We start from the raw sequence: 10,374 nt of genomic DNA, 5'->3' as shown, positions 1-10,374 counted from the left end.
ATAACGTAGACCTTACCCCACTGAAAGAAAATATCAGTAAGCGACAACATCTTGCACGCCACCAAATCGCCCGAAAAATAATGCGGCTGCATAGAGTCGCCCCGCACAGTAATGAGAAAGTCGGCATTACGGAAAGATGGCACAATAAATCGCTCGCATTCGGACAGCATTACTGTTTGGCTGCCTGCAAACAAGCCTGCCATTGCTTCCGTCGGTATCAACGGAATACCATCACTGCTATTTGTCGGTATCAAACTATCCTCTTTATACATGCTTCCTTTGCCTGTTAAAAGCCATGTGCCTGACAATAGGGGATAATTTTCAACTATAATGCTAAGCCATTTTGCTTGTATGTCCGTATCATTCTTTATAGCGCGTGATAAAACGCCTTTACTTGCACCTATCTTCCTTTCTAACGCACCGATAGTTATACTTTCTTGTGCAACAAACGCCTGTATTCTTGATAATATATTTTGCATGAGTTGAAATTTATCACCGTATTTCTTGTGCGGGTTGAAAATTATCCCTATATTTGCACCGTGTTTAGTATAACACAGCGCACAAATATACTAAAAATTGCGCAGAAAGCGGAAGTTAAACCAAATAAAACAGCGAATTATGGAAACAGTAAGAAGACAAATTGAAGTAACCAGACAGGCGCGCAAGGAAATCAAGGCTGCGTTTAAGTGCAGCAATATGGCACTTTGGCGTGCATTGACATTCTGGAACGACACGGACATGAGCCGTAGCATCAGAAAACTGGCAATGGCAAAGGGCGGCATACTGCTTTGCCTTTCGCCAGCGGAGGAAACCATACACGACCACGAGGGCTGTATGCGTCAGTATTTTGGCAACGGCGCAATGATAGAGGCCGACACAAAGACAGGCACGGCGCAGGTGTTCGACAAGAACGGAACAGTGCGCCGCACCATTGAGGGCTGCACGATTACGCAGCTGACAGAGTTACAAACGTTTGCCAACCAATTAAGCTAACAAACTATGGAAAAGAGAAAATTTAATCGTCGAGGTGGTATTCAAAAACAACGTCAATCCCTCGCTTATAAGCTAAATTGCGAAATAACGATTGCAACAAGTCTATGCGCAGGTAAGCCTGTTCAAGAAAAGAATACTGAAAGGAGAAAGGCAATAGCATCGTCTCTCCGTCGGGATATGAGGGCAGTAGGTAGTTTGGTTCAGGTGCTAAAGACGAATAAGCCCATGCCACACAGAAAGTATGACACACGACTTGTAGACTGCCTGTTATATCAGACAGAAACTCTTCTAAATACTTGCGAGCGTTACGTTTGCCCTCTACTTGAGCAGACAGATAACAATAAAAATTCACGTGCGTAGGAAATATGAAAAGTAAGAATGGAAAGATATATGGGAACTCTCATATAAGGACTGAAAAACTATATAAACGCCTTATCGGCGTAGCGTATAAAACCAGCGGCGCATTTACCGAAGCAGACAGGGACACATTCAGACGAACAATGTGCAACCACCTGACCGACGGCGGCTTCCTAATCACCACAGGGACGGACGAATGGGGGCGCGGTATGCTCTTCTGTTTCGACATATACGTTGTCGAACAGCTCGGCATCTGTAAACGCCTGCGCCACTCTCTGCGCGTGTTCTTTGCAGCAGTAGCGCGTTATATAGGCATTCGTTCCCGCCTGCGTGTAGTCGTGCTTGAATAGTACCTTACGTTTGTGAACTGGGCAAACCAAAGTGCTTTTCAGTTTGTTTGCCTTTGGAACATTAACGGCGAGCGACGTTTCGCCGTATTCGCACAAATCTTTTATATCCATAAAAATGAAATTTATAACACGGTTACAAAGATAATAAAAAATATGGAGTATTACGGCAATAGACTATGTATAAGCTACACGGAGCTGACGATGGGCATTATGTCGGTTGAGTGCCTAAAATCAATGGCACGCCGCAAAAATGTGGAATGCGTGCGCCGTGGCTGCAACGGTACGCCTGCGCTTTTTGCCGTGGACAGCCTGCCCGTGAAATACCGCACGGAGGTTTACAAACGCTATCCCGACGAACAGGAACAGGCGGAAAGCAAGCCCTTTGTGGAAGCGATAGAGGAAGACGGCAAGGCCATAGCCTTTTACAGCGACTACGTTCTGGACGACGGCCGCCACCTGCCCACAGACAAGCAGCAGGAATATGCGAACAACGCGGCGGTAATGCGCGCCTTTTGTCTGTGCATAGAGCGGGCGAACTCGCACCGCATAAGGCAGAGCAAGCCGAAGATAAAGCTGGGCGAATTTTGGAGCAAGGCGGCAGCGGCACTGCCCCGCATCGGGGACAGGTGGCCCAACAGCCTGCCACAGAACGCCCGCAGGTTGCAGGTAAAGTGGAAAGAGTACCAGAAAGAGGGTTACAGCTGCTTTATCTCTGGAATGTGGCAGCAGAAGCACGCCGCCAAGATAGACACAGAGGAAAAGGAGGCCGTAATGATTTACATCATGGCCAACAAGAACAACCTCGACAGCGTAAAAGTGGCAGACTACTACAACAAGGTGGCAAAGCAAATGGGCTGGAAACCCATTACCCCCCGCACCGCTGGGGAATGGCTGAAGAAGCGCGACCTCGTAACTGCGGCAGGCAGGCGCGGCGCTACGAACTTCCGCAACGAACGGGCTATGCAGGTAAAGCGCAGCCGCCCGTCGGCCGCTTTCCTTATGTGGAGCTTGGACGGCTGGGACGTGGAACTGCTATACCAGACCGTGAAGACGGACGCACAGGGCAGACACATTACGACATACAGCAACAGGCTTGCCGTGGAAGTGGTACTCGACCCCTGCTGCAACTACCCGATAGGCTACGCCATAGGCACGCACGAAACGCCCGAACTGATAGCCGCCGCCCTGCGTAATGCCGCACAGCACAGCAAGGAACTGACAGGGCAAATGCTTCGCTCCAACCAGCTGCAATGCGACCACTACGCCATCAAGGCAATGACACCGCTGTACAAGATAATGGGCGACAAACTGACCCCTGCCCGCGTAAAGAACGCAAAGGCAAAGCCCGTGGAGGCATACTTTAACTACCTGAACAGGGAGTATTGCCAGCGGTGCAACAACTGGTCGGGGTTCGGCATCACTACCGACCCAAAGAAACAGCCAAACAGCGAAGCGCTGAACTTGGTACGCCACAGCTTCCCCGACTTTGAGGGCGTAAAAGAGCAAATAGGCGCAATGATAGCCACGGAACGCCAGCGTAAGCACGCAGAATTTATGGGCTACATAGAGAAGCTGCCCGCTGAACGCACGCTGCCCCTGTCGAAAGAAAACTACCTGCTCTACTACGGCAGCACCACTGGCAACACGAATGCGATATGTGGCGGTGGTCTTCGCCCGACCCTGTTAGGCGTAAAACACGAATATGATACGTTCGACATCAGTTTCAGGGAACACGCAGGCGAAAAGTGGACGGTGCTGTTCGACCCCGACGACATGGGCGAAGTGCTGGCAGTGAACGAAAGCGGCACGCTGCGCTATATGCTTCAAGAAAAGTATGTGCAGCCTATGGCACTTGCCGACCGCAGAGAGGGCGACGCAGAGCAGCTGCAAAAGGTGTTCGACTATAACGACCGACTGGAGCAGTATGTTACCGACCAGCTGGCAGACAGCAGCAAGCGCGTGGAGCAACTGATACAGGACAACCCACAGCTGGGCAACGTGCTTACACGGTTCTGCCTTGTAGACAGCAGAGGACAGCACAAGTTACCGCGCGAACAAAAACGCCTCGGCATCAGCGAAGCCACCCGACCAGCTGCACAGGCAGCCACGGTGGAAACAGACGATTATTCAATTTTCTAAAATAAACGGCAATTATGAAGCAAGAAGAAAAGGCATTGATAGCAGAACGCCTTAAAAGTTTCTGCGCACAGAAAGGCAGCCAGAACAAGGCCGCAAAGAGTATGGGCATAAGCTCTGCCACACTTAGCAAGGTGCTTAACAACGACTGGGAAACCCTTAGCGACGATATGTGGCGCAGCATCGCCGCACAGACAGGACACGACGGTGCGGCGTGGCAGGTGGTGGCGACCCGCGGTTATGAGAAAATGACCTTTATACTGGACAACGCGAAAGCCGAAAGCCTCGCAATGGCTGTAACGGGCTTCGCAGGCTGCGGAAAGACGGAAGCCATAAAGCGGTACACCGCCGACCACCCCCGCACCTATCATCTGTGCTGCTCGGAGTATTGGAACAGAAAGACATTCATACAAAAGCTGCTGCGTGCGCTGGGCAAGGACATGGCAGGCAGCGTGTCCGACCAAATGGACACAATCGTAGAGGAACTGCAAAGCGTTGAAACACCGCTTATCATTCTGGACGAAGCCGACAAGCTGGGCGACCAAGTGCTGTACTTCTTTATATCGCTGTATAACCAATTAGAGGGACACTGCGGGCTTGCGCTCTGCGCTACCGACTTCCTGAAAAAGCGAATAGAACGGGGCGTGCGCTTCAACCGCAAAGGCTATCAGGAAATATACAGCCGCATAGGCAGGAAGTTCGTACAGCTGGAAGTAGTGAACGACGAAGACATCGCCGCCGTGTGCGTGGCAAACGGTGTGAATGACAAGGCAGACATCGCCGCCGTGATAAGGGACAGTGAAAACGACCTGCGCCGTGTGAAGCGTGCCGTCTGGAAGCTGACGAAAGGAGGCAGGGCATGAACGGCGTAAGTTACGACGTGGCGCAGCGCATCACACTGGGAATGAAAGCGGCGGACTGCCGCTTCATTATGAACGAATGGCTGCACCGCGACGCACCCTGCACGCTGACGGTGCGCCGTGCAAAGACAAAAGGGCTGCTGTGTGTGGTGGCCGACATAACCCCTAACGAAAACCCCGATGGGCTGTACTTTTTAAGCTGGTGCGTTCAGCATCTGAACAGCCGCGTTAAGGTGGATATAAAACGATTGTAACTATGGCACGGGCGATAAGTAATAAAAACGTATTGCAGGCGAAGTTTGAGGTCGCCGAATTCGAGGGCAGGTGGCTGCACAGCTTCGGCCGCCCCGAACTTCGCGGCACGTGGCTTGTCTACGGCGGTAGCGGTAGCGGTAAAACGACTTTCGTACTTGAATTGTGCAAGTACCTTACGAAGTTCGGGCGCGTGGCCTACGACAGCATCGAGCAAGGCTTATCACTATCGCTGCAAAAGGCGTGGAAGCGCGTCGGAATGGTCGAAGCTGGCACTCGCATCATACTGCTGGACAAGGAGGGCGCAAAGGAGGTGGCAGCGCGCTTGAAACGCAAGCAAAGCCCCGACATCATCGTAATAGACAGCGTGCAATACTGGCGACGCTACACGATAGAAGACCATTTGCGGCTGCGGGGTCAGTTCCCCGACAAGCTGTTTGTTTACATCAGTCAGGAACGCAAGGGCGAACCGAAAGGCAGCACGGCGCAAAACATCAGGTACGACGCGGACATCAAAATAAGAGTTGAGGGGTACAAGGCATTTGTAACGACCCGCTACGAAGTACCCGAAAAACAGGAGGGCGGCGCGGACTTCATCATCTGGGAGCAGGGCGCACGCGAATACTGGACAAACCTAACGAAATAAATAGAGCTATGACAAAGGAAAACAAGACAATGGACGAAATACACAGGGGGCTTGTGAAGAAGTACCACACCCTTTGCACCCTGCTGGGCATTTCGGACGACGAAAGGAAGACCATCGCCGCCAGCTACGGCGTGGAAAGCAGCCGCGACATCGACACGCACGACCTTATAGACATCTGCGGCAAGCTGTCGGCACAGCTGAACAAGAAGCAAGGCGACGACACCGACAAGCTACGCAAGCGTGTAATGGCGGCGATAGGCAGCTGGCTGCGTTCCACTGGCAGGACATCGAACGCCAGCGTTATAAAAGGCATAGCGTGCAGGTGTACGGGTTACAGCGACTTTAACAAGATACCCCGCGAACGCCTGCGCAACCTTATCGGGCTGTTTAACAACAAGCAGACCGACGCACGACAGGCGGAAGCCGTAAAGCAGGCAATGTTAAGCGAAACGCTGGCAAGGTATGCAGGCGGCGACAACGTGGCACAAGCATAAGAACAACAAACAATAAATATAAAGGAAATGAAAAAGTTACAAGATTTTTGGCAGGCAATCTGCCGCAAGTGGTGCAAATATCGCGCGAACTGGAAAGAAAGACAGCATAACAGAGTACGCAGGCAGGCTGTCAGAGAAAGCCGCCGCGCCGTACAGGTACGCGAATTTGACGGCGAGGTCTACATCTGCCTGAACGGTGTGCCAATGCTGACGGAAGCCGACACAAAGGCGGACATCTTAATGGCCTTAACCGCTGCCCGCAGAAACTATGTTTTTTATAAAATATCGCAGTATGAGTAAAGCAATAGACCGACTGGGTGGTCGCATCAAAGAAGAATTTGCGCACCTGAACAATACCGCCTACTATTACTTTATGAAAGAGCTTTCAGAATGGGCGGAGAGTGAGGCCGAAAGCGCGGAGCTGGGCTGGCGCAATCACGGTATGGACGAACTGGAAAAAGACGATTAACAGGTGTTTGAACACCATTAAACAAGTAATAAAATGGATAATGAAAAAAAGGTGGTAGAAATGACCACAGCGGAAGCCGAAGCGTTTGCCGCTTTCCAGAAGCAGCAGGAAAAGGAACGCATCTCACGGCAGAGAAAAGCAAACCGCGAAGTGTATGCAGAACTGGTGGACGACGAAATCGCCACGGCATTGCCCGAACTTCGCGCCCTTTCCGACCAGATTAAGGCGGTAAAGGCAAAAGTGTTTGAGAACTTCAAAGAGGTGCTGCGCATGAAATCGGAAGTAATGCAGCTTACGACCGACACACAGCGCACACACACCTTTACCCACAGCGACGGCAGTATGCGCCTGACGCTGGGCGTGAATGCCGTAGACGACTGGCGCGATACGGTGGAGGACGGCATCACAATGGTAAAGCAGTACATCGAAAGCCTTGCCACTGACGACAAAAGCAAAATGCTGGTTAATACCGTGCTGCGCTTGTTGAGCCGCGACCAGAAGGGCACGCTGAAAGCCAGCCGTGTGCTGCAACTTCGCAAAATGGCGGAGGAAACGCAGGACGACACCTTTATAGAGGGTGTGCGCATCATTGAAGAAAGCTACCAGCCCTCGACGACAAAGACTTTCATTCGTGCAGAGTTCAAGGACGACAAAGGCTGGCACATCGTGCCACTGTCGGTAACGGAAGCTGACGACTAACCCCAAAAAAAGCGTGCAGCCTGCGGAACCGCAAACCACACGTAAACTTAGCCGTTTACAAAGGTACTAAATAAGCGGACAAACAGGCTATGAAACACCATAAAAGTACGATAGAGCGCACGAAAATGCTGCGCTCCATAACAGAAAGGTACTACGAAGCTGGCAATAACAGGCGGTGTTATAAGGCGATATGGAAAAGGTTCATTAACCCGATTTATCCTATGTGTTACAGGACTTATCTTAATTACCTGAACATACCGACCACACCGCCGAAAGTAGACGCGTTGCAGCTAACCTTGTTCGACTACTTCGATAACCAATGAAAAGCCCCGTGCAGTGAAATGACCTGCACAGGGTTTTTGTTTTTATTGTTTTTCTGCGATATGCAGCCCTGCACCCACAGCCTTTTGCGCCTGCCGCATCGCCGTGGCATCGGTGGCACGGCACTGCCAGCACTCTATGCTTTCGATTATTTCGGCGTGGTTGTGGTTGGTGGCGGACTGGGTGTGCAAAAACGTGGAGAAGCCGTCGCCTCGCAGCGTCGCCATAGCCTTGTTTACGTTGTCTATCAGGTCGAAGTGTTGCAGGGCAATCTCCATACGCTTGTCGCGGTTGTCTACGAAATCCATAGCCCTTGTAAGGATATGCAGGCGCAGTGTAATGTCTGCCTCCTGTGCGTGCATAGACAGCTGGCGTATCTCGTAGGGTTCAAACTCGATAAACACGGCAGGCAGGACGAATGGGCGCGTCTGCTGAACCATAGCCAGCTGTTCGTTCCAGAAGCCTACAAGGCGAAGTTCTGGCACTTGTTCAAGCTGCTGGCACACTTTCAGATAAATTTGCTTTCTCATTGCTTCAAAAATTTAGTGAGTGAAAGGTTGAACGCTTGCAGGTTGTCTTCTATCACGTCTTTAATGATAGCCTGCGTTTTCTTGCCGTCGCCGATAAACTGGCGTTTGGGCATATTGAATTTACGGTTGTGCGCCTTGACCTCGTAGCGTTTCCCGTTCTTGCCGGTACGGTAGTGCTGTCGTACAGGCTTACTGCCCTTTCCGCCCTCGTTGTGTATGGTGGTGTATGGCAGCGACGACGTGAAGCTGACCCCGTGGTCTTTCACGTCGCTGCGTATGCTTCGGCGCATCGCACCAGACACGACCAGCAGAGAGCCCCGCGCGTTCTTGTCTTTTCGGGCTTTCCACTTGTCGGTAAAAAACGCTTTTCGCTGAAAGTTCTTATCAAATTCATCTGTCAGCTCAACGCGCATATCCTCTAAAATCTGTCTTTCAAGTCGGGCAGCATCTAAAATATCAGCCATTTATGAACTTTTTTTGTGTTAAATGTTTGATTTGTTGTAAAATCGATGTATATTTGCAAATATGAAGAAGATACCCACAGCCATAACAGAAGCCTTTGCCTACGAAGTAGAGCGATACGGCAATCATATTACCTATTTGGGTAATAGGGCTGGTGTGGATTATTACCACTTCCTTTATCCAGAACCTATGGAAATCGGCTTTCCCGAAGTTTACGGCTACAAAAACGGTAGTGTCGTTATAACCACACACGAGGAAGCCTTTGAACTATTCGCCCTATTTATTAAAGATTGAAGCAAATTTCATATTAAACAGTTTGTTGTCTACGCGTAAGACACCACGCTTGTAATATGGTCTTGTTTCTCCTTTTTGGCAAACTCCAGCTATATTCCTTTTTGCCCCTTTGTCCTCGTCATATTCCTGCGGTTCAATGTAAGCAAGTGTGCCATCGTTGAAACGCTGTAAAACAGTGGCGTGCCCGCCCCCGCCTTTCCAGCCTATCGTAAGGACATACACACCCTCGTCCTTACAGCATTCGTCGAAAAACTCCCTGTACCTTTTTTCAGTCATCTGCTTATAGCCTTTTTTATTCAGCCAGTCGCAGTATAATGTAGGTACGGCAGGCGACCCGTCTGTATTTGTCCACGCTTCAAAAGAACGCTGCTTTGAAAGGTATTCGGACAATGACCCCGACGTATTACCCTTTGCCGTAACGTCAAAGCCCATTAGACGCAGTGCATAGGCAGGCGCACAGGTTTGGCAGTTGATAGAGAACGGCTCGTCGCGTTTCCTGTTGTAGTCAGGGTTTAATTTGAACCTGTTACCTGCTTTATCTATATATGTACCCTTTTCGTCTGGCAGGAATTTAAGCACATGTTTTGGGTTGGCACTTTGCTTGTCTGCTTCTTCCACTGTCATAGGTTTACCGCATTTTATTTTCAAAGCCTGTTCAATCTCGTAGTTATTGGCAGCCTTTGCGTCTTTCTCGGCATCTGTCAAGTTGTCGGGCAGCTGCTTGCGTAGCTGTTCGAGCCTTTGTTCCTTTGTCAATTCCTCGACTGCTTCTTTTGCCTTTTGCGGTGCTTTGAAATACGGGTGCTGCTTTGAGAACAGGCGCATCGTCTTACCCGTGTTGAAGCGAAACATTTTCTGCTTTGCTTCCTCGGTGGCCGCGTCGCCCTGCTTCATTGCCTGCGCTGCGTCGCTCCGCGGGTATTTTGAGCGTCGCACCTGTACAGCCTGACATCGGCAGCCCCAACCGTTAGGCGGGTAGTATTTATCCCAAAACGGGTCGTCGGCTGGCAGGGTAATGCCATTCAGCAGCGCGTGGCTTTCCCTTACCTTTTCGTCCTCTGCCGTTCGGTACTGCAAAAAATAGCGGTCAGTGTTCTGTGCCAGCTGCTGCCATTTCACGGCCATAAGCGAACTGCCGAGGGCGTGCTGGTATTCTGCACGCAGGTAGTTGGTGTTATACTTCGCGTTAATGGCCTGTACGTCTTTCTGGAACGCTTCTAACGGCTTAACGTCGCCATTCTTGTCCAGCATAGACAGACCGACCTCCCGCAGACTGTGGAACGTCTTAAAGCCCGAAAAGATAAATGCGTTTTCTTCCAGCGCAATGCGTAGCGTCTGCGGCACGTCGTGCGGCACTGCCTCGTTTATAGCTGTGGACAGCGTGCGCATCGTTTCATCGACCACGGCACGGGCGCGCGGGTCTTTCAGCTGACTGGCATCGAAGCCGCCCGCCTCGTAGACCATATCGGCAGCGGTGGCAAATATGGCGCTGTCATATTCAGGCTGTCGGT

18 protein-coding genes are annotated in these 10,374 nt (G+C 50.9%); 12 read left to right on the top strand and 6 right to left on the bottom strand.

Annotated elements, in window-relative coordinates; translation table 11 throughout:
- The coding region (locus HMPREF3034_RS12500) for a S24 family peptidase (protein ID WP_231725600.1) at positions 1-272 on the bottom strand (272 nt) is incomplete at its 3' end.
- A gap of 346 nt (positions 273-618) precedes the next feature.
- Between HMPREF3034_RS12500 and HMPREF3034_RS03785 the strand changes: the two genes are divergently transcribed.
- Positions 619-993: a hypothetical protein gene (locus tag HMPREF3034_RS03785; RefSeq protein WP_062433343.1), complete on the top strand. Its 375-nt coding sequence runs from the start codon at positions 619-621 to the stop codon at positions 991-993.
- 22 nt (positions 994-1,015) lie between these two features.
- Here the strand turns inward: HMPREF3034_RS03785 and HMPREF3034_RS12495 are convergent, their stop codons facing one another.
- Together HMPREF3034_RS12495 and HMPREF3034_RS12915 are read right to left on the bottom strand one after the other, a co-directional pair.
- Positions 1,016-1,345, bottom strand: coding sequence for a hypothetical protein (locus tag HMPREF3034_RS12495; protein WP_156098772.1), 330 nt, complete (start codon positions 1,343-1,345; stop codon positions 1,016-1,018).
- 178 nt (positions 1,346-1,523) lie between these two features.
- Positions 1,524-1,811, bottom strand: a complete 288-nt coding sequence (locus HMPREF3034_RS12915; RefSeq protein ID WP_036894026.1) for a hypothetical protein — start codon at positions 1,809-1,811, stop codon at positions 1,524-1,526.
- A gap of 146 nt (positions 1,812-1,957) precedes the next feature.
- Between HMPREF3034_RS12915 and HMPREF3034_RS12910 the strand changes: the two genes are divergently transcribed.
- The 10 genes from HMPREF3034_RS12910 to HMPREF3034_RS12220 all read left to right on the top strand — a co-directional run bounded on the left by HMPREF3034_RS12910 (position 1,958) and on the right by HMPREF3034_RS12220 (position 7,579).
- Positions 1,958-2,893, top strand: a complete 936-nt coding sequence (locus HMPREF3034_RS12910; RefSeq protein WP_231725599.1) for a hypothetical protein — start codon at positions 1,958-1,960, stop codon at positions 2,891-2,893.
- A 34-nt stretch (positions 2,894-2,927) separates the two neighbouring features.
- On the top strand, positions 2,928-3,839 hold the full coding sequence (locus tag HMPREF3034_RS12485; RefSeq protein ID WP_231725598.1) for a hypothetical protein: 912 nt from the start codon (positions 2,928-2,930) through the stop codon (positions 3,837-3,839).
- Positions 3,840-3,853: 14 nt separating this feature from the next.
- Complete coding sequence (locus HMPREF3034_RS03765; RefSeq protein ID WP_062433337.1) at positions 3,854-4,699, top strand: AAA family ATPase; 846 nt, start codon at positions 3,854-3,856, stop codon at positions 4,697-4,699.
- Positions 4,696-4,950, top strand: a complete 255-nt coding sequence (locus tag HMPREF3034_RS03760; RefSeq protein WP_062433335.1) for a hypothetical protein — start codon at positions 4,696-4,698, stop codon at positions 4,948-4,950. The genes HMPREF3034_RS03765 and HMPREF3034_RS03760 overlap by 4 nt, the downstream gene beginning before the upstream one ends.
- Before the next feature lie 2 nt (positions 4,951-4,952).
- Positions 4,953-5,594, top strand: a complete 642-nt coding sequence (locus tag HMPREF3034_RS03755) for an ATP-binding protein (protein WP_062433332.1) — start codon at positions 4,953-4,955, stop codon at positions 5,592-5,594.
- A gap of 8 nt (positions 5,595-5,602) precedes the next feature.
- Complete coding sequence (locus HMPREF3034_RS03750) at positions 5,603-6,088, top strand: hypothetical protein (protein WP_156431027.1); 486 nt, start codon at positions 5,603-5,605, stop codon at positions 6,086-6,088.
- Positions 6,089-6,115: 27 nt separating this feature from the next.
- Positions 6,116-6,388 carry a hypothetical protein gene (locus HMPREF3034_RS03745; RefSeq protein WP_036894016.1) on the top strand — a complete coding sequence of 91 codons (273 nt, stop codon included), beginning with the start codon at positions 6,116-6,118 and terminating at the stop codon, positions 6,386-6,388.
- Positions 6,381-6,557 (top strand): hypothetical protein, encoded by a 177-nt coding sequence (locus HMPREF3034_RS12480; RefSeq protein WP_156098768.1) that lies wholly within the window; start codon positions 6,381-6,383, stop codon positions 6,555-6,557. The genes HMPREF3034_RS03745 and HMPREF3034_RS12480 overlap by 8 nt, the downstream gene beginning before the upstream one ends.
- Positions 6,558-6,590: 33 nt before the next feature.
- The gene (locus HMPREF3034_RS03740; protein WP_062433326.1) at positions 6,591-7,256 is read left to right on the top strand and encodes a DUF3164 family protein; all 666 of its coding nucleotides are present in this window, start codon (positions 6,591-6,593) and stop codon (positions 7,254-7,256) included.
- 89 nt (positions 7,257-7,345) lie between these two features.
- Positions 7,346-7,579, top strand: coding sequence for a hypothetical protein (locus tag HMPREF3034_RS12220; RefSeq protein WP_082721684.1), 234 nt, complete (start codon positions 7,346-7,348; stop codon positions 7,577-7,579).
- A 42-nt stretch (positions 7,580-7,621) separates the two neighbouring features.
- Here the strand turns inward: HMPREF3034_RS12220 and HMPREF3034_RS03735 are convergent, their stop codons facing one another.
- Entirely contained in the window at positions 7,622-8,107 is a 486-nt protein-coding gene (locus tag HMPREF3034_RS03735) for a hypothetical protein (RefSeq protein WP_062433323.1), read from the bottom strand.
- Positions 8,104-8,571, bottom strand: a complete 468-nt coding sequence (locus HMPREF3034_RS03730; RefSeq protein ID WP_062433320.1) for a phage virion morphogenesis family protein — start codon at positions 8,569-8,571, stop codon at positions 8,104-8,106. The genes HMPREF3034_RS03735 and HMPREF3034_RS03730 overlap by 4 nt, the downstream gene beginning before the upstream one ends.
- 61 nt (positions 8,572-8,632) lie before the next feature.
- On the opposite strand from HMPREF3034_RS03730, the gene HMPREF3034_RS03725 reads away from it, so the two are divergent.
- Positions 8,633-8,863 carry a hypothetical protein gene (locus HMPREF3034_RS03725; protein WP_062433317.1) on the top strand — a complete coding sequence of 77 codons (231 nt, stop codon included), beginning with the start codon at positions 8,633-8,635 and terminating at the stop codon, positions 8,861-8,863.
- Here HMPREF3034_RS03725 and HMPREF3034_RS03720 read toward each other — a convergent pair.
- A complete protein-coding gene (locus HMPREF3034_RS03720) occupies positions 8,846-10,327 on the bottom strand; it encodes a phage minor head protein (RefSeq protein WP_062433315.1) in 1,482 nt (493 codons plus the stop codon). The genes HMPREF3034_RS03725 and HMPREF3034_RS03720 overlap by 18 nt on opposite strands.
- Between the last annotated feature and the right edge of the window lie 47 nt (positions 10,328-10,374).

The organism is Prevotella sp. DNF00663 (assembly GCF_001553265.1).
Lineage (GTDB): Bacteria > Bacteroidota > Bacteroidia > Bacteroidales > Bacteroidaceae > Prevotella.
The sequence above is the reverse complement of the archived record's forward strand: the minus strand, read 5'-3'. Positions and strand labels throughout refer to the sequence as shown.